The organism is Pseudomonas sp. HMWF006 (assembly GCF_003061205.1).
GTDB classification, from domain to species: Bacteria; Pseudomonadota; Gammaproteobacteria; order Pseudomonadales; family Pseudomonadaceae; genus Aquipseudomonas; species Aquipseudomonas monsensis.
In genome coordinates, this window is record NZ_QAIU01000046.1 from 1 (window position 1) to 18,737 (window position 18,737).

At 59.8% G+C, this 18,737-nt stretch carries 15 protein-coding genes, 1 pseudogene and 1 riboswitch; of the genes and pseudogenes, 14 read left to right on the forward strand and 2 right to left on the reverse strand.

The features are described 5' to 3' along the window. The 7 genes and pseudogenes from DBR24_RS01660 to DBR24_RS01690 all read left to right on the forward strand — a co-directional run. A pseudogene (locus DBR24_RS01660) lies at nt 1-261 on the forward strand (3-deoxy-D-manno-octulosonic acid transferase); the annotation flags it as partial. Nucleotides 262-465: 204 nt separating this feature from the next. Next, nucleotides 466-2,487, forward strand: a complete 2,022-nt coding sequence (locus DBR24_RS01665) for a type VI secretion system tip protein VgrG (RefSeq protein WP_128613690.1) — start codon at nt 466-468, stop codon at nt 2,485-2,487. Further along, nucleotides 2,484-3,317 (forward strand): DUF4123 domain-containing protein, encoded by an 834-nt coding sequence (locus tag DBR24_RS01670; RefSeq protein ID WP_128613691.1) that lies wholly within the window; start codon nt 2,484-2,486, stop codon nt 3,315-3,317. The genes DBR24_RS01665 and DBR24_RS01670 overlap by 4 nt, the downstream gene beginning before the upstream one ends. Beyond that, the gene (locus DBR24_RS31385) at nt 3,314-6,586 is read left to right on the forward strand and encodes a toxin VasX (RefSeq protein WP_256591236.1); all 3,273 of its coding nucleotides are present in this window, start codon (nt 3,314-3,316) and stop codon (nt 6,584-6,586) included. Before DBR24_RS01670 ends, DBR24_RS31385 begins: the two co-directional genes overlap by 4 nt. Continuing rightward, nucleotides 6,583-7,509: a hypothetical protein gene (locus DBR24_RS01680; protein ID WP_128613692.1), complete on the forward strand. Its 927-nt coding sequence runs from the start codon at nt 6,583-6,585 to the stop codon at nt 7,507-7,509. Before DBR24_RS31385 ends, DBR24_RS01680 begins: the two co-directional genes overlap by 4 nt. Then, a complete protein-coding gene (locus DBR24_RS01685; RefSeq protein WP_128613693.1) occupies nt 7,506-8,423 on the forward strand; it encodes a hypothetical protein in 918 nt (305 codons plus the stop codon). Before DBR24_RS01680 ends, DBR24_RS01685 begins: the two co-directional genes overlap by 4 nt. Before the next feature lie 4 nt (nt 8,424-8,427). Beyond that, nucleotides 8,428-9,384 (forward strand): IS1 family transposase, encoded by a 957-nt coding sequence (locus DBR24_RS01690; RefSeq protein ID WP_128613694.1) that lies wholly within the window; start codon nt 8,428-8,430, stop codon nt 9,382-9,384. A gap of 38 nt (nt 9,385-9,422) precedes the next feature. On the opposite strand, the gene DBR24_RS01695 is transcribed toward DBR24_RS01690, so the two are convergent. Continuing rightward, complete coding sequence (locus DBR24_RS01695) at nt 9,423-10,856, reverse strand: TolC family outer membrane protein (RefSeq protein ID WP_123470860.1); 1,434 nt, start codon at nt 10,854-10,856, stop codon at nt 9,423-9,425. A 206-nt stretch (nt 10,857-11,062) separates the two neighbouring features. After that, nucleotides 11,063-11,168, forward strand: a riboswitch (TPP riboswitch). A 146-nt stretch (nt 11,169-11,314) separates the two neighbouring features. Between DBR24_RS01695 and thiC the strand changes: the two genes are divergently transcribed. Continuing rightward, on the forward strand, nt 11,315-13,204 hold the full coding sequence (gene thiC / locus DBR24_RS01700; protein ID WP_095138094.1) for a phosphomethylpyrimidine synthase ThiC: 1,890 nt from the start codon (nt 11,315-11,317) through the stop codon (nt 13,202-13,204). 104 nt (nt 13,205-13,308) lie between these two features. Next, on the forward strand, nt 13,309-14,601 hold the full coding sequence (cytX, locus tag DBR24_RS01705; RefSeq protein ID WP_128613695.1) for a putative hydroxymethylpyrimidine transporter CytX: 1,293 nt from the start codon (nt 13,309-13,311) through the stop codon (nt 14,599-14,601). Here the strand turns inward: cytX and DBR24_RS01710 are convergent. Continuing rightward, the gene (locus DBR24_RS01710) at nt 14,570-15,316 is read right to left on the reverse strand and encodes an RsiV family protein (RefSeq protein WP_128613696.1); all 747 of its coding nucleotides are present in this window, start codon (nt 15,314-15,316) and stop codon (nt 14,570-14,572) included. The genes cytX and DBR24_RS01710 overlap by 32 nt on opposite strands. Nucleotides 15,317-15,544: 228 nt before the next feature. On the opposite strand from DBR24_RS01710, the gene DBR24_RS01715 reads away from it, so the two are divergent. The 5 genes from DBR24_RS01715 to DBR24_RS01735 all read left to right on the forward strand — a co-directional run. Beyond that, nucleotides 15,545-16,162 carry an NUDIX domain-containing protein gene (locus tag DBR24_RS01715; RefSeq protein ID WP_128613697.1) on the forward strand — a complete coding sequence of 206 codons (618 nt, stop codon included), beginning with the start codon at nt 15,545-15,547 and terminating at the stop codon, nt 16,160-16,162. Next, a complete protein-coding gene (locus tag DBR24_RS01720; RefSeq protein WP_007967395.1) occupies nt 16,153-16,605 on the forward strand; it encodes a DUF1249 domain-containing protein in 453 nt (150 codons plus the stop codon). Before DBR24_RS01715 ends, DBR24_RS01720 begins: the two co-directional genes overlap by 10 nt. Nucleotides 16,606-16,704: 99 nt before the next feature. Continuing rightward, nucleotides 16,705-17,520 (forward strand): 3',5'-cyclic-AMP phosphodiesterase, encoded by an 816-nt coding sequence (gene cpdA, locus DBR24_RS01725; protein ID WP_128613698.1) that lies wholly within the window; start codon nt 16,705-16,707, stop codon nt 17,518-17,520. A 289-nt stretch (nt 17,521-17,809) separates the two neighbouring features. Beyond that, the gene (locus DBR24_RS01730) at nt 17,810-18,418 is read left to right on the forward strand and encodes a YqiA/YcfP family alpha/beta fold hydrolase (RefSeq protein WP_123470869.1); all 609 of its coding nucleotides are present in this window, start codon (nt 17,810-17,812) and stop codon (nt 18,416-18,418) included. Nucleotides 18,419-18,460: 42 nt separating this feature from the next. Then, nucleotides 18,461-18,737: ATP-binding protein (locus DBR24_RS01735; protein WP_256591238.1), on the forward strand; the 277-nt coding region annotated here is incomplete at its 3' end.

Below are 18,737 nucleotides of genomic sequence, written 5' to 3' on the forward strand. Positions count from 1 at the left end.
CTGTTGGAGCCGGCGGCCCTGGCCAAGCCGGTGCTCAGCGGCCCGCACCTGTTCAATTTCCTCGACATCGCCGCGCAGTTGCGCGAAGCCGGCGCACTGGCGGAAGTGGATGATGCCGAAGGGCTGGCGGTGGAAGTGCAGCGCCTGTTCGAATTACCGCGCGATGCCCAGCGCATGGCCGAGGCCGGGCTGGCGGTGATGCGCCGCAATCAGGGGGCGTTGCAGCGCTTGCTGGACGGGCTGGGCAGACTGATTCGCTGAGGAAAAACCAAACCTGAGGCGAGGGAGCAAGCTCCCTCGCCTCAGGTCCATCGTTGGCTTTGAGGAAGTGTCCTTCAGGCTTTGGGGAATCCCCCTACATCTATCTTTTTTTTGTCTTGTTAGCGTGCTGGCCAGTTTTCGCGAGCACGAACCAAGGACGGTTTGGACATCGCGCTCTTTTCCTCTTTGCTTAAGGATAAGCGTATGTTCCGGTCGGCCAATGCCGCGCATTTTGCGTTGCAGATTCCTGCTATCCGTCACGACTTTCAGGTGCTGGCATTCAATGGCACCGAAGCGATCAGCACCCTCTATACACTCCACATCGAACTGGTTAGCGAGCATCCGGATTTCGATCTGGAACGCCTGCTCAGCCAGCCTGCGTTTTTGCAGTTTGGCCACAACGGTGAAGGTATTCATGGGCGTATCGAAGACGTCCTGGTCGGTGAGGCCGGCAAGCGCCTGACCCGTTATCACCTGACGCTGGTGCCGGCGCTGCATTACTTGCAGTTCAGCCACGATCAGCGGATTTTCCAGCAGCGCACGGTGCCGCAGATCATCGCGCAGGTACTCAAGGGACATGGCATTCAGGGTGATGCCTTTACCTTTCATGTCACGGCGAACCCGCCGCGTGATTACTGCACTCAGTACGGCGAATCCGATCTAGAGTTCATCCAGCGCCTGTGCGCCGAAGACGGCATCGCCTGGCATCACCAGCACTCGGCGGACGGCCATTTGCTGGTGTTCACCGACGATCAGGTGTTTCTGCCCACCCTCGGCGCCACGCCGTATCAGCAAGATAGCGGGATGGTTGCGGAGCATCCGGTGGTCAGCCGTTTCAGCGTGCGCAAAAGCACACGCACCAGCACCGTTACTCGCCGCGACTATGACCTCAAACGGCCGAGCCTGCTGATCGAAAGCCGCTTCACCGCCGAGTTCACCCCGACGCTGGAGGATTACCGCTATCCGCTGTTGATCGAGAACGAAAAGTCCGGCAAGCAATGGGCCCGGCAGGCGCTGGAGCGCCATCGCAGCGACTATGAATTGGGCCAGGGTCAAAGCGATCAGGCAAATCTGCGCTGCGGCCATCTGTTCGAACTGACCGAACACCCGCGCAAAAGCTGCAATGACCTGTGGCTGTTGCTCAGCGTATCTCACACTGGGCGACAGCCTCAGGTGCTTGAGGAAGCGATTACCAGCGACACGAAAGACACCGACGGTTTCACTCAGGGTTATCGCAACACCTTCAGCGTGATTCCTGCCGAGGTGGTGTTTCGTGCGCCGCTGCCGACACCGCGTCGTCCGCTGGTCTGCCAGACCGCACGGGTCACGGGGCCTCCCGGTGAAGAAATCTATTGCGACGAATATGGCCGAGTGAGGTGCGAATTCAACTGGGACCGCGCCGAACTCAACAGCGAGCGCAGCAGTTGCTGGATTCGGGTGTCGTCGAGTTGGGCCGGAGAAGGCTTCGGTTCGGTGACGATTCCACGCATCGGCATGGAAGTGGTGGTGACCTTTCTCGAAGGTAATCCGGACAAACCGCTGATCACCGGTTGCGTGCCCAACAAGGTCAAGTCTGCGCCCTGCACCTTGCCCGAACAGAAGACCCGAACCGTACTGCGCAGCCACAGTTCACCGCACACCGGCGGTTACAACGAACTGATGATCGAAGACCGCGCCGGCCAGGAAAAAATCTACCTGCGCGCCGAACGTGATTTCGAACAACTGATACTCAACGACAGCCACAACCAAATCCGCCGCGACCGTTTCGAGCAGGTGGACAACCACAGCACCAGCCTGATCAAGGCTGACGAGCGCCACACCACCGACGGTACGCGCAACACGGTGATCGGCCGCGACGACCTGCTCAGCATCAGCGGCAACAGCAGCACCACGGCGCAAGGCACGCTGGTGATTCAGGCCGGCCCGCATGCGCGGGTTACGGCCAGTCAGGTGGTGATTGATGCCGGCACGAGCCTGACGCTGACTGCTGGCGGCCATCACCTCGTGATCAATGCGGGCGGGATCTTCAGCAGTGTGGCCATCGTCGAGGGGGGCGCGCCGATGACAGGTGTCGCGCCGCAGACCGCGTTGGCGGCAGTGCCCGACGATTCACAGGTGCTGATCGCGCTGTCCATTACCCCGCAAATAGCCGCGCTGGCTCAGGCCGCAGAGCAAGCCGCTTCAGTCTGCGCCGTGTGCGAAAAACTGGCGCAGGTGAACGCATGAATCGGGCTTACCTGTTGCTGGATCGAGTCCAGATCGAAAACCTTTCGGATCGTCTGTTTGAAATGACGGGCGGCGCGACGGTTCACTCGCTTTATCAGCGCACCGCCTACAGCCATTTGGAAAGTGTCGGTCCCGTGCTGATCGGCGTCGTGCCCGATAGCCCGCTGGCAAAGGTTTTTTCGCAGGAGTGGAGCGCAACGGCGGGCATCTGGCTGGAGTCGGCGGCCGACGAAAGTCAGGTGCAGGAGCATTTGCGCAGCTTGATCCATGCCCGTGTCGAGGGGGCAGCGACGGTTTTCTTTCGGTTCTACGACCCCCGTATCACCGCGTTGTGGCTGATGGACTTGCCCGCGCCCGAACGGGATAGGTTGATGGGGCCGGTACGGCTGATCCGTCTGCCGGAGTCACAAATCCATCAGCAAACCGAGCAACCTGCGATCCCGTATGCGGATAAGCCGTGGTTGCTGCTGACAGCGGAACAACTCGATCAATTGAACACTGCCAAACGCACGTGTTTCGCCCGGCAATTGATCGAATACGGTCAATGTCACTTCCCCAAATCCCTTGGTTCACTGGCTTCGACTGCTTTGCAGCAGTGGGCCATGGACTGTCAGGCCAGTGCTGCACGAAGCGGCTTCAGTGCCGTCGATGAAGTCTTTCTCTGGGTGCGTTTCTGTGTGGTGTTGGGCGCTGACTTCCCCGATGGCCCTGAGCACGCTGCATACAGGCAGTTACTGGCCGAACCCGGACTCCTGCCGCGCCAGCGCTTGGACAACCTCAACCGTGCATTGACGCACCAGTTACTGAACGACAAGGACTTCACGCGATGAGCGCCGAAAAACTGGCCATGGTCGATGAGGCCGCTCAGGCCGAACGCGCGGCCAAAGCCCAGCCCCACGTGGACATCAACGGCCTGGTGCATCCATGCCCTGCCAGTCAGCCCGAACTGTTTGTCGTACCGGTTCGCTACGCGCTGGCGCACGAAAAATCTGAGCACGTTTGTTGCGTTCCCGCTATCGCGCCCGAGAGTCGGCCGATGGCCGCACGTCGTTTGCGGGCAGGGTTTGTGTACCTCTGGCAGCATCAGGGGCCGCTCAAGCGTTTTGCTGTTTCGCCACAGGGGCTGTTGCAGGAACAGGCGTTGGACGCGCCGGCCACTCCGGTACTCGACGCGACATTGACGGGCCTGGCGCTGCAAAAAATCCACGACGCCTGGATGCTTTACAGCGAGTTCCCGTTAAACGCCGAGCACTGCCAGTCGCTGAGCGACAGCAGCGCCAAACGCAGCCAGCATATGCGCCACATTGCCCTGCGCACGGTGGCCGACGAATTACAGGCCCCGCACTGCCCACCGCTGCAGAAGGCCGACGAGGTCATGGCCGAACTCATCCCTGACAGCTACGCCCGGTCGATGAAAGCCGATCAGCAAAAAAACGCCGAGGACACCGACGCACTCGGCGCGACGCTGTTAGCGAACCCGACCCCGACCAACATCAAGGCCTACACAGACGCCAGGCATCGTATTCGTGAGCGTCACAAAGTTCTCGATCAATATCCCGACGCCAGTGACGAGCCACCGGGCGAATGGAGCGCCGAGCCATGGGACGGGCAGGGCACGCGGGATTGGCTGGAAAACGCCCAGGCACACACCGGGGGGCTGTTCGCTGTCTTCGCCTGCCTGGACGACGATCTGGGTGTGTTGCGCGACATCAACCACGAACAGGAATGGCTGGAAACCGGCCACGAAAAATGGCTCGGCGAGAACAATCTGCGCCTGAGCATCGGCGGGTTTGTGCGCAGTTTGATCAGCGAGGATGGCGCCGAACTGGCCGGTAATCTCAGTTATCGCTACAAGGATCGCGACATCAGCCTCACGCCCGAGCAGGGCCAGATCATGCTTGATACCCAGGATCGGCTGGATGAAGAACTCAGGGCTGAAACCCGCGCCCGTCAGTACGGCGGTCGGCCGACTCAGGTCGAAGCTGCGGCTCGTGATGCGCGGATCGCGGCGATTGTCGGCCCGGTGCGGGCGTTTATACCGGCGGACCTGTACTACGAGGCAGAGGCCGTTGTCCGTGAATATCGCGCGCAAAAACACGCCAACCTCAACAGCCATGCGTTCAGCGCCAAGGTCGGCGAGTACATCGACCTCGACGCCATGAACACCTGGTTCACTGACACCGCCGCTGCGCATTATCAACAACTCGAACAACGCCACACCGCACTGTTCGCCGACCGTGGCGTGTACCTGAAACGCTCCGCCAGCGGTACCTGGTTTGTCGATTACGACGACCTTGAAACTCGCCAGTGGCTGACCGAACTCGCCACCGGTTGCCTGACCGCGCAATGCATCCGCGCCCAGGGCGCCGAGCAATACGCCGACTACGTGCGCACCGCCGACGGTGGCGCACTCCGGCAGTTGTTCCACGCCTGGACGCCGTCGCTCGAGGTGGCGGTCAACAACGCCTCGCGCCTCGGCGAGTTGATGGCCGCACTGTCCGCCGACAACCTCAGCGCCACCCATCAGGCCTTGGCGCCGTTGAGCGTGGCAGTGCTTGATCACATCGCAAGCATGGCTCGGGATGCCGGCAGCCAATGGAGCGTGCTGGTCAATCGGCTGGGCGCGGCTTTGCTGCTGCTCAAGGGTGACAAGGGCTTCAGCGCGTCCTGGATGAGCATTTTTATTGCCGCGAGGTTGGGCGCTGAGAGCCGTTTGCAATTCGTGACCGAGGGCGTGCGCCCGGCGTGGAAATTGTTGGGGCAACGGGCCGAGGCGTTGGGTGAATGGGTGAACAAGACCGGGAAAGCCATTGGCGTTGGGCGGGTGGAGCGGATTGTGAATTCGCCAGTGGTGGTCAACAGCGGGGGAGTGGTGCCGTTGGCGGCGTTGTTGGTGAACGTGGTGAATGTGCAGAACTATTTGAGCGAGGCCGGGGTGCTGGAGGGGATGGATGCCCGGCGGGTGAATGAGACCGTATCGGCGAGTTTGTATGGGGCGGCGGCTTTGGTGGCGGTTGTTGATAGTCAGGTGCGGATGGGGTTGGGGAAGGATCGGTTTTTTATTCGTTCATCTGCGGCACCGATGCTTACGTTGTTTGGTGGGGTGATTGGTGGGTTGTCATTTGCAGCCTCTGTGAATGAATACAGGTCTCTGCAAGTTCAGTTAGAGAAAGTAAATACACATGTTGATCCTTGGTTGGAAATGCGCCAAGCCGTGGTCGCTAGTCAAGTAGGTGCTTTTGGCGCCCAGGCATTGTTGGGAATGGCGCAAACTGGTAGAGCCTTGGCAGGCTTGGTGGAAGTCGAAGTCGCTATCTTGCGTTACACGCTGTACATGGGGCCGCTGAACTGGATTATTGCCGGGTTAGGTTTGCTGTATTTGACTGCCTGGATTTTCGAGAAAACGCCGCTGCAAAACTTCCTTAACAATTGCTGCTGGTCTAAAACGCGGGCTAACGATCTGGCACCTATTCCGCCTAAAGCCCAGCAGGACGAACTCGACCGTTTGTACCTCATCCTCTATACGCCTCGGGTCACCATGCAAAGCAGTTCTGATCCAGCGCCTGATAATGGCCGTTCCGGCCTGGCTTTCGTCAGCGCCATTAATTCTCTGACCATCGACTTGCCGGGCGCCGAGCCAGACAGTGTCTATCTGGAACTGAGCATGGTCGGCGACCCGGTGGATACTCAGGGCTACCGACATCTGATCAAGAACAGCCCCACCAATGGCTACAAAGCGCCGCGGCCATGGCGAGATATGACGCCTCACTGGCTGGCCAGCAGCCGTTGCGAGTGGATACCGTGCAAGGAAGGTCAGGGTTTACGCCTGAGTGGCCCGTTTAACAAGCTTTCGAACGTTTTGGGCACTCCACCCAGCACGGTTTCACTTCGGTTGCGTTATCGCACCCCACTGACCGCAATACTCGGCGCTCGGAGTTTTATCGGCGGGGAGCGCGGGCTTGCTTTTACCTTGAACGACTCCACGGGAGTCATAGCGCTGAGAAACGACCCAACACCCGAAATTGATCGTGTACCGAATTACCCGCTCGGCGAGGATCACCCTGGCGCCACTTATCTGCAACCCAAGGACAAGCGATGAGCACGCCACCGGCAGGCACTACGAAAAAAGGGATGTTCTCGCGCAATGATTACTTGGCGCCGTTGCCCATTCCTACGGGTGAAAAGCCTTCTGATGTGCTCAACACCATCTGGCGCAAGAACGAGGTGTTTCTTGATATTGGCAACTACAGCATCGGATCTGCAGTGATGATCTTGTGGCCGATGGCATTGTTGTTCGTACTTTTGAATTACATCACTCCCGATCCACTGATATGGGGCGGTGGGTTAATCATCGTGGGGGTTCCTATCCTATTCGTAATCCAAGGCCTCTTCCGCGAAGTCCCCTTACCCTTACGCTTCAACCGCCAACGCCGCGAAGTCTGCGTGCCCCGCGACAACGGTGAATACTGGATTGTCCCGTGGGAAACCGTAACAGCCGCCGCCACTCAGCAGTCATCCGTCAGTCAGGCTGGTAAAGCAACCATGGGTCTGCTGGTCATCGGTTTCGAAAACCCCGACCCGCAAGCCACGGAAGACAACAAGCACTTTTCGCTGGGCTTCAACTGTGGCGGTGGCACCACGGCGATGGCTCTGTGGGAATGCATGCGCAGTTATATGGAGATCGGGCCAGAGGCTGTTGAGGATCAAACCGCCCGTTTCGACAGATCAAAAGGAATCTGGGCGACTTATCTGGATGATTTGATCAAAGCAGCGAAGTTAAGAGGCTGGTTCGTAACCGTTCTCTGGGAAGGGTTCTGCGGAATATTCATATTCAACACTTTGCTGATCGATGTGCTAGAGCGTTGGAAGTTGAATCCGCCACCCGATCTGCCCTATCCCGACATCATCGAATGGTCAAAACCACTCCCTGCGGATGATTGGGCCAAACGTTCCGCCGAGTTGGAAGAGGCCATTGCCAAACGCGAAACCGAGTTGGCCGGACGAGTTGAGGCACAGGCATGAGTACGCCACCGGCAGGCACTACGAAAAAAGGAATGTTTTCGCGCAATGATTACTTGGCGCCGTTGCCCATTCCTACGGGTGAAAAGCCTTCTGATGTGCTCAACACCATCTGGCGCAAGAACGAGGTGTTTCTTGATATTGGCAACTACAGCATCGGATCTGCAGTGATGATCTTGTGGCCGATGGCATTGTTGTTCGTACTTTTGAATTACATCACTCCCGATCCACTGATATGGGGCGGTGGGTTAATCATCGTGGGGGTTCCTATCCTATTCGTAATCCAAGGCCTCTTCCGCGAAGTCCCCTTACCCTTACGCTTCAACCGCCAACGCCGCGAAGTCTGCGTGCCCCGCGACAACGGTGAATATTGGATTGTCCCGTGGGAAACCGTAACGGCCGCCGCCACTCAGCAGTCATCCGTCAGTCAGGCCGGTAAAGCCACAATGGGTCTACTGGTCATCGGTTTCGAAAATCCAGACCCGCACGCCACGGAAGACAACAGACACTTTTCCCTAGGCTTCAACTGCGGCGGCGGCACTACCGCGATGGCATTGTGGGAGTGCATACGCAGTTACATGGAAATCGGACCTGAGGCTGTCCCCGACAGTCGGGTGGGTATCGCGCCTTACGAAGAAACCCAAATCGGATCGCTCCTTGTCGACTTGCGCAAAGGGGAAGTGTTGAGCGTCCTGTGGGGAGTTTTCTGCATAACGCTTCTGGGCACTTATCTGGCGGAAAAGCTGCAGGACTGGAAGCTTTCCCACCCACCGGAATTGCCCCATCCCGACATCATCGAATGGTCAAAACCACTCCCTGCGGATGACTGGGCCAAACGTTCCCCAGAGCTGGAAGCTGCCATCGCTCAGCGCGAAGCTGAGCTAGCCGAGCAAGCCTTGCTGATGAGTCGGTGCTGAGCCAATGACGTCTCGACTGCCCGATCTGCCCATCCCCGGACAAGGCGATTTGCCGGACTACGAGGTCCGTCTCCCGATGCACCTGCGGCCCGACGCCAATCGGTTGATCCGCTATCTGCACGAATTGCCGTATCGGCGAGTGAAGTTTTGCCCATGGTGTAGCAACACCAATCTGACCTGCCAGACTCATCCGGCCCGTCGGCTACCGTACTACTACTGCGGCTCATGTCAGAAAGGCTGCAACAGTCTGAGCGATACGCCGTTCGCCAATCTGCGCCGTATGGAGCTGTGGTCCACGTTTGCGCTTTACTTGTTGGCCGGCTGGTCCAGTGTCCAGATAGCGCCTCGTCTGGGAATGAACCATAAGGTCTATTTCAGTTGGGGCAAAGCAACCCGCGAGGTGATGGCCGAAGAGTGCCCTGAGTTGTATCAGTGGTGGACGACGCGACATTACCGGGAAAACCTGCAAGCCCCCGAGCATATTGCTGCGCAGCAGCAAGCGGTCATGGCCTGGATCGAAACGATGCTCAATGCCCGGCACGCGATATGCCCCAAGTGTAAAGGCGATCGAACCTATCGAATCACAGGGATTCGTCCCAAGTTCAAATGTGACCCCTGTGTGACCTGCTTTTCCATTCTGTCTGGAACGCCATTGGAAGGGATGATCCGGCCTGACCTCTGGCTAGACTTCGTGAAAGGGGTGATGAATGGTCAAAGCATCCCGGATCTCAAGCGCAGTTCCGGGCTGGGCATGGGGGCCAGTACACGCTGGCGGCGACAGTTTTTGTTATTGATCGAAGCGTTGGGGCACGCTGAGCTACTGGGATGGATCACCTGGATGCGTAGTCGGCGAAACAATGAAGCGGTCAGTTTCGTGCGTCAAGGTGGTCATCTGGACAAGGCGCAGCGGTCCATCTATCCGCAAGGGCGGCGCAAGGGCGGATTTGTCAGGCGACAATGATCAGGCAACGAAAACCCGCATTTCTGCGGGTTTCTGGATTAAGGCCGGGCCTTGAGCTGTGCCTCGGCGGCCTTGGCCAGATCCGGCGGCAAGAAGTCCTTGTCCGGGTTGTAGTCGGCTTTGAGATAGCGCGTCAGGTCCTGCAGGTCACCCGGGTTCAACGTCCCCGCCGCCTGCTTGAGGCGCAGGTTGTCGAGGATGTAGTCGTAGCGGGTGTTGTTGTAGTTGCGCACCGAGGTGTACAGCTGACGCTGGGCATCGAGCACATCGACGATGTTGCGTGTACCCACCTGATAGCCGATTTCCGTGGCTTCCACGGCGCTCTGGTTGGAGATGATCGACTGGCGGCGCGCCTGCACCTGCTCGACATCGGTATTGACCGCGCGGTGCAGGTTGCGGGTGTTTTCGACAACCTGCCGGCGCAGGGCTTCACGCTGCTGCTCGCTCTGATCCAGTTGCGCATAGGACTGGCGCACTTGCGAGCTGGTCAGTCCGCCACTGTAGATCGGGATGTTCAGTTGCAAGGCCAGCGTGCGCTGATCGACGTTGCCACCGTAGGGGGTGCCGAAGGCGTTCGGGTTGGCGAAGCCGAGGGCGTCGTTGTCACCTTTCTCGTATTTGGCCACGGCGTCGAGGGTCGGCAAGTGGCCGGCCTTGCGCTGCTTGAGGGTCTGTTCGGCGGAACTGACCGCAAAGTTGCTCGCCAGCAGATTGAGGTTCTGTTTGGCGGCGGTGTCGACCCAGGCCTTGGCGTCGTTCGGCGCCGGCGGCAGGATCGGTAGTGTATGGACGATGCCCTGAATCGAGTTGTACTGACGGTTGGTCAAGGTGATCAGTGCTTCGAAGGCATCGTCGACCTGACGCTGGGCAACGATGCGGTTGGCGCGCGCGGTGTCGTAACTGGCTTGCGATTGCAGCACGTCAGTCTTGTCCGACAGGCCCACATCGAAGCGTTCGTTGGACTGGTCGAGCTGACGCTTGAACGCGGCTTCTTCAGCCTTGGTCGAGGCCAGATTGTCCTGACTGCGCAGCACGTTGAAATAGCTTTCGGCCGATTGCAGGATCAGGTTCTGCTCGGTGGCCGACAGTTGCAGCGCGGCCTGCTCGTTGACGTCCTTGGCCGCCTGGTACTGGAACCAGCGGTCGGCGCGGAACAATGGCTGAGCCAGCGTCGCCTGATAGGAATGCGCGCTGCGAGTGGCATTGGCCGAAGGCTGGTCGATCGAGGTGCGCACGTCGGCGACTTCGGCGCCGCCGGACAGGTTGGGCAGCAACCCGGCGCGAGCCTGTGGCACCACTTCTTTCTGCGCGCCGTACTGGGCGCGGGCAGCGGCCAGATCGGCGTTGTTGTCGACGGCTTCCTGATAGACGCTGACCAGATCGGTCTTGGTCGACAAGGGCGCTTCTGCTGCCCAGGCCATTGCGTTGGACGCACAAGACACGGCAAGAGCCAGTGAAAGTTTGCGCAGCATGAGGCGATCCCTAGCAAGAAATATTACGAAAATAATGTGCGCGCCAAGGCTAAGGCGCAGCTCCCGCAGCGTCAAGGCGCACAGGGCAAAGCGAGTGTAGTTGTGCAATCGTGCGGCAACAATCCTGCAAGTCCCGGTAATTGCGCCATTCATCATGGTGTTTGCTGCGGTGTTGGCGTTCCTTGTCGGTTGTGTCTAGACTGGCCGGGTTCTTGTCGGGGTGCCTTGCTATGAGGCTGAGATCGAATAATTTCGGATCCCGTTGAACCTGATCAGGTTAGCGCCTGCGTAGGGAACAAGATTTCTCGTCACCCGGCGAGTCCTCTTGTGCTTCGTCCGGGATATTGTTCGACAATCGAACGCTCGACGACGATGCACAGCACCGGTCCTGGTGCGTCCGTGCCTTTCAGGTTCTGCTCCGACAATCCATTGCCTGGATGCTGTCTGGAGAGCCCGTGATGACTACAAAAGCAAAAAACGCGATCAACCTGAGTGACTCGGCCAAGGTCGATGAGCAGTCGGTTCAGCCGTTCACCCGTTCGCAAAAAGTCTACGTTCAGGGCTCGCGCCCGGACATCCGCGTGCCGATGCGCGAAATCACCCTCGATGTGACGCCGACCGACTTCGGCGGCGAAATCAACGCGCCGGTCACCGTGTATGACACCTCGGGCCCGTACACCGATCCGAACGTGGTGATCGACGTGCGCAAAGGCCTGGGTGACGTGCGTTCGGCGTGGATCGACGACCGTGGCGACACCGAGCGTCTGCCAGGCCTGAGTTCCAACTTCGGCCAGGAACGCCTCGCCGACCCGGAACTGACCAAGCTGCGTTTCGCCCACGTCAACAACCCGCGCCGCGCCAAGGCCGGGGCCAACGTCAGCCAGATGCACTACGCGCGCAAAGGCATCATCACCGCCGAGATGGAATACGTCGCCATCCGCGAAAACATGAAGTTGCAAGAGGCCCGCGCCGCTGGCCTGTTGAACCAGCAACACGCCGGCCACAGCTTCGGTGCGAGCATCCCGAAAGAAATCACCGCTGAATTCGTTCGCGAAGAAATCGCCCGTGGCCGCGCGATCATTCCGGCCAACATCAACCACGTCGAACTGGAACCGATGATCATCGGCCGTAACTTCCTGGTGAAGATCAACGGCAACATCGGCAACAGCGCTTTGGGTTCGTCCATCGAAGAAGAAGTGGCGAAACTGACCTGGGGCATTCGCTGGGGTTCGGACACCGTGATGGACTTGTCCACCGGCAAACACATTCACGAAACCCGCGAGTGGATCATCCGCAACTCGCCAGTGCCGATCGGTACCGTGCCGATCTACCAGGCGCTGGAGAAGGTCAATGGCGTTGCTGAAGACCTGACCTGGGAGCTGTTCCGCGACACGCTGATCGAGCAGGCCGAGCAGGGCGTCGACTATTTCACCATCCACGCCGGCGTGTTGCTGCGCTACGTGCCGCTGACCGCCAAGCGCGTGACCGGCATCGTTTCCCGTGGCGGTTCGATCATGGCCAAGTGGTGCCTGGCGCACCACAAAGAGAACTTCCTCTACACCCACTTCGACGAAATCTGCGAAATCATGAAGGCCTACGACGTCAGCTTCTCGTTGGGCGACGGCCTGCGTCCGGGCTCGATTGCCGACGCCAACGACGAAGCGCAATTCGGCGAACTGGAAACCCTCGGCGAGCTGACCAAGATTGCCTGGAAGCACGACGTGCAGTGCATGATCGAAGGCCCGGGGCACGTGCCGATGCAGTTGATCAAAGAGAACATGGACAAGCAGCTCGAGTGCTGCGACGAGGCGCCGTTCTACACCCTTGGCCCGCTGACCACCGACATTGCGCCGGGCTACGACCACATCACCTCGGGTATCGGGGCGGCGATGATCGGCTGGTTCGGTTGCGCCATGCTCTGCTACGTGACGCCGAAGGAGCACCTCGGCTTGCCGAACAAGGATGACGTGAAAACCGGGATCATCACCTACAAGATTGCCGCACATGCCGCCGACCTTGCCAAGGGTCACCCGGGCGCACAGATTCGCGACAATGCCCTGAGCAAGGCGCGGTTCGAATTCCGTTGGGAAGACCAGTTCAACCTCGGCCTCGATCCGGACACCGCCCGTTCGTATCACGATGAAACCCTGCCGAAGGATTCGGCCAAGGTCGCGCACTTCTGCTCGATGTGCGGGCCGAAATTCTGCTCGATGAAGATCACTCAGGAAGTCCGCGAATACGCGGCCAACCAGCGGATCGACGCGGTCGACGTGGACGTCGCCCAAGGCCTGGCGGAACAGGCCGAGCGGTTCAAGAAGGAAGGCAGTCAGCTTTATAAAAAAGTGTAAGCGGCAAGCTACAGGCAGCAAGATAAAAGCAGATGCGAAACCTGCTTTTTCTTGCCGCTTGTGGCTTGCAACTTGTAGCTATCACTCCTGTGAGATCAACCCCCTTGAGCATTCAACCCAGCACTTATTCCCCCGACCTCGCCGTGCCCGCTGACAAGCGTGTGTTCGGCGGTCGCGATCTGTTTTCCCTGTGGTTTTCCCTCGGCATCGGCCTGATGGTGTTGCAGACCGGTGCCTTGCTCGCGCCCGGTCTGGGCTTGTCGGGTTCACTGCTGGCAATTTTCCTCGGCACTCTGGTCGGCGTCCTGCTGCTGGCTGCTGTGGGTGTGATCGGCAGCGACACCGGCCTGTCGTCGATGGCCGCGCTGAAACTCAGCCTCGGCGGTAAAGGCGCGAGCCTGCCGGCGCTGCTTAACCTGCTGCAGCTGATTGGTTGGGGCTCGTTCGAAATCATCGTCATGCGCGACGCCGCCAGTCTGCTCGGCACCCGGGCGTTCAGCGAAGGTTCGCTGTGGGCCAGTCCGATGCTCTGGACCCTGTGCTTCGGTGCGCTGGCCACCTTGCTCGCGGTCAGCGGGCCGCTGACCTTCGTGCGCAAGATCCTGCGCAAGTGGGGCATCTGGCTGATCCTCGGCGCGTGCATCTGGCTGACCTGGAACCTGTTTGCCAAGGCCGATCTGGCGGCACTCTGGGCGCGTGCCGGGGACGGTTCGATGCCGTTCGCCGTGGGCTTTGACATTGCCATTGCGATGCCGCTGTCGTGGCTGCCGCTGATCGCTGACTATTCGCGGTTCGGCAAGCGTGCGAAGAACGTCTTCGGTGGCACGGCCATCGGTTTCTTCATCGGCAATTTCTGGCTGATGAGCCTCGGCGTGGCCTACACCCTGGCGTTCGCGCCGAGCGGTGAAGTCAATGCGTTGCTGCTGGCTTTGGCCGGTGCCGGCCTGGGGATTCCGCTGTTGCTGATTCTGCTCGACGAATCGGAAAACGCGTTTGCCGATATTCACTCGGCGGCAGTATCGAGCGGGATTCTGCTGCGCTTGAAAGTCGAGCATCTGGCCTTGGCCATCGGCGTGCTTTGCACGCTGATCGCGCTGCTGGCGCCATTGGCGCAGTACCAGAATTTCCTGTTGCTGATCGGCTCGGTGTTCGCGCCGCTGTTCGGCGTGGTGCTGGTGGATCACTTCATCCTGCGCAAGCGCAGTGCTCAGGTCGCGTCAGCCGCATTGCGCTGGCCGGCGCTGTTGGCGTGGCTGGGCGGGATCAGCACCTACCACTTGCTGGCGAACTTGTATCCGGACGTCGGCGCGACCCTGCCGGCACTGGTGCTGGCAGGGCTGTTGCAACTGGTGCTCGGTCGAGCCTTCAGTTACGGCCCGGAAACAGCTCGGGTTTGACGATGCCGTTCAGACGCGGGTAAGGAATCTTCAGTTCGACGTGGCCCAGCGCGTAAGGCGCGAGGGTGCTCACGTCGTACTTGAGGATCACGCCACCGTAGGTCAGCGCCACATTCGGAGTTTTCACGAACGGCCAGTTCTTCACGAACTCGGCTTCCTGATCGAGCTTGGTGCTGATCAGCCAGCTGTTGTGCGCCACTTGCGCGGCCTTCCAGAACGCCTCTTCCTGACCCGGCAGCAACATGTCCGACAGGTTCAGCACTTTATGCTGCTGGCGCGAGTAGTTGATGAAACCGCGACCCGGGGTGCCATGGGCGCCGCCGGTGTCGAGGTAGCTCGACAGCTCGATGATCACCAAGCCGTCATGCTGTTCGCGTACCTTGGCCTGCAAATAGCTGCTGTTGCGCGGGCCAGCGGTGCGCAGGAACTGCTCGCGATAGGCCGCCAGCGTTGGCGCTACCGGTTCATTCGCCTCGGTGCGGGTCATTTGCAGCAGGCGTTTTTCGATAATGCCGTCCAGGGCAGGCTCGGCCGGGAAGTGCAGGGTGTCGATGTTCACCAGCGGGCAGTCCGGGTTGGAGCAACCGGGTTTCAGGGTTTCCGATGCGTCGCGGGTGGTTTCCAGCGGCGTGCGGTAGTTGGGCTGGAACAGGTTGGCGCAGGCGCCCAGGGTCAGGGCGATGGTGGCCACAGAGGCAATTTTGAAAAGCGACATGGGCGTCCTTTCTGAAACAGGGGAAGGCAAAAAGTTATCCGCTTCGACTCTCGCCGAAGCAGTCAGTTCGCCACTAAGCTAATTAGAGTGGGTTTCGCCGCCACCGTCCATCCCGCTGACGGTAAAGGGGCTGCATCAATCATCACGAGCGCGTTAGGATGGCGCGAAGTCGGGGTTGCCAGTGACAACAAGGAACCTCGTATCGGATTTGCAGTAAAGAGGATGTTCATGACTGATTTTGCCAACGCCACGCCGGCCACCGTTGATGTCGTAAAGCGCGAGCGCTGCTACCAGGGTTTCTACAAGCTCGACCGTTTGCACCTGCGCCATGAATTGTTCGCTGGCGGCATGAGTCGCGAGATCGACCGTGAGGTCTTCGTGCGTCACGACGCGGTGTGCCTGCTGCCTTACGATCCGCAGCGCGACGAAGTGGTGCTGATCGAGCAGTTTCGCGTCGGCGCCCTGGGCAAGACCGACAACCCGTGGCTGGTGGAACTGGTCGCCGGTCTGATCGACAAGGCAGAAGTGCCGGAAGAGGTTGCTCACCGCGAGGCGCAGGAGGAAGCTGGACTGGACATCAAGGCCCTGTGGCCGATGACCCAATATTTCCCGTCGCCGGGTGGCAGCAACGAATTCGTGTACTTGTTTCTGGGGCGTTGCAGCACCGAAGGCGTAGGCGGCCTGCATGGGCTGGAGGAAGAGGCAGAAGATATCCGCGTCACGGTCTGGGCCTTTGAAGATGCCTTGCAGGCTGTCCGTGACGGACGCATTGCCAATGCGGCGAGCATCATCGCCTTGCAGTGGCTGGCGCTCAACCGCGCCGAAGTGAGGGGGCTATGGTCGTAAACAAGCTGCGCGATCGTTATCGGGTTGACCTGGCGGGGCTGCAAGCTGCCTGCGAGGCCAACTACGCGCGCCTGATGCGACTGGTGCCGGACATGCGCAATGACCCCGAGGCACGGCGCATTGCCGTGACCCAGGGCGAGCAGATGCTCGGCGTACTGGCCCTCGAAGTGCTGCAGACCTGTCCGTACACCACCACGTTGCAGGTGCGTCAGGAACACAGCCTGCCGTGGTTGCCGGTGCCGCAACTGGAGGTTCAGGTCTATCACGACGCGCGCATGGCCGAAGTGATCAGCGCCGAACATGCACGACGCTTTCGCGGCATCTATCCTTACCCGAACGCCGCGATGCATCAGCCGGATGAAAAGGCCCAGCTCAATCTGTTCCTGGGGGAATGGCTGAGCCATTGTCTGGCCCTGGGGCACGAGTACGAAGTCGTTCGCTAGTTGTGAACTGCGTCCGGTTCGTCGGTTTCCCCTTTCGCTCATCCCCCAGCATAATTGCGGCACCTGACCGATTCCGTGCTTTTGCCCTGGGAGAGCGCCTTGCCGAGCGTATCCACGTTGACCACCGCCGATGCGGCGTTGCTGGTGCAGTTGTCCGACAGCCATTTATTCGCTGAAGCGGATAGCACGCTGCTGGGCATGAACACCCGTCAAAGCCTGCAAAAGGTCATCGAATTGGTGCTGGGGCAGCAGCCGCAGATCGACCTGATTCTGGCCACCGGCGATATCTCCCAGGACGGCACACTGGAGTCATACCAGCAGTTTCGCCAGATGAGCGCGCAGATCGCTGCCCCGGCGCGGTGGATCCCCGGCAATCACGACGAGCCGATGATCATGGCCGAGGCTGCCGTGCAGAGCGCGTTGCTGGAATCGGTAGTCGATATCGGCAACTGGCGGGTGACGCTGCTCGATTCGGCGGTGCCGGGTTCGGTGCCGGGGTATTTGCAGGACGACCAACTGCAACTGCTGGCCCGTTCGCTGAGCGAAGCGCCGGAGCGCCATCATCTGGTGTGCCTGCACCATCATCCGGTGTCGATCGGTTGTGCATGGATGGCGCCGATCGGTTTGCGCAATCCAGAGGCGTTTTTCGAGGTGCTGGATCGTTTTCCACAGGCTCGCGCGGTGCTGTGGGGGCATGTGCACCAGGAAATCGACCGCGAACGCAACGGCGTGCGCCTGTTGGCCTCGCCTTCGACGTGCATTCAGTTTGAGCCGGGGAGTGATGACTTCAAGGTCGGTGAGCAGGCGCCGGGGTATCGCTGGTTGCGGTTGTTGCCGGATGGGCGATTGGAGACTGGCGTGGAGCGTGTCACCGGTTTTGCTTTTACCGTTGATTACGGTTCCGAAGGTTACTGATTTTCGATCAAGAGCCCCTCACCCCAGCCCTCTCCCGGAGGGAGAGGGGGCCGACCGAGGTGTATTGCGTCATGCGTCGACCTGAAATACTGAGTTGATTATGGATTCGCCCAATCACTTTCAGGTCGGTGTATCTCTTTAATATCCCCCATTCAGTCCCCTCTCCCTTTGGGAGAGGGCTAGGGTGAGGGCCGCCCCTGCTGAATAACCAATTTCTCGAAACCACCCCCAATCAGCTCTTCTCTCCCTGTAAACTCCGCAAACCCAAACCGACACTCAGGGAGCTCAAATGTCCGGTTCGATCCTCTATATCCACGGTTTCAACAGCGCCCCGGCCTCGAAAAAGGCCTGTCAGCTGGTCGCGGTCATGGAGCAGCTGGGTTTGAGCGACAAGTTGCGTGTCCCGGCCCTGCATCACCACCCGCGTGAAGCCATCGGTCAGTTGGAGCAGGCGATTGCCGAACTGGGTCGGCCGTTGCTGGTGGGAAGCTCACTCGGCGGCTACTATGCGACTCACCTGGCCGAGCGCCACGGCTTGAAAGCCCTGCTGGTCAACCCGGCCGTCAGTCCGCACCGGATGTTTGACGGATACCTGGGCACGCAGAAAAACCTGTATACCGATGAGACCTGGGAACTGACCCACGACCATGTGACGGCCCTGGCCGAGCTGGAAGTGCCGGCCCCACAGGACGCGCAGCGTTATCAGGTGTGGTTGCAGACCGGTGATGAAACACTGGATTATCGCCTCGCCCAGCAGTATTACCGGGCCTGTGCCCTGCGGATTCAGGCCGGCGGCGACCATAGTTTCCAGGGGTTTGCCGGGCAATTGCCGGCGTTGCTGAGTTTTGCCGGCATTGGCGCCGATTTGTATCAGGCAATTGATTTCACCGCACTGTGAAGTCTTGCCCCTTTTTCATTGAATCACTGACGACGAGACCCTATGGCCACTCCCAGCGCTAGCTCTTATAACGCCGACGCCATCGAAGTCCTCTCGGGCCTCGACCCGGTGCGCAAACGCCCCGGCATGTACACCGACACCAGTCGGCCGAACCACCTTGCCCAGGAAGTCATCGACAACAGCGTCGACGAAGCCCTGGCCGGCCACGCCAAATCGGTGCAGGTGATCCTGCACGCCGATCACTCGCTGGAAGTCAGCGACGACGGCCGTGGCATGCCGGTCGACATTCACCCGGAAGAGGGCGTGTCGGGCGTTGAGC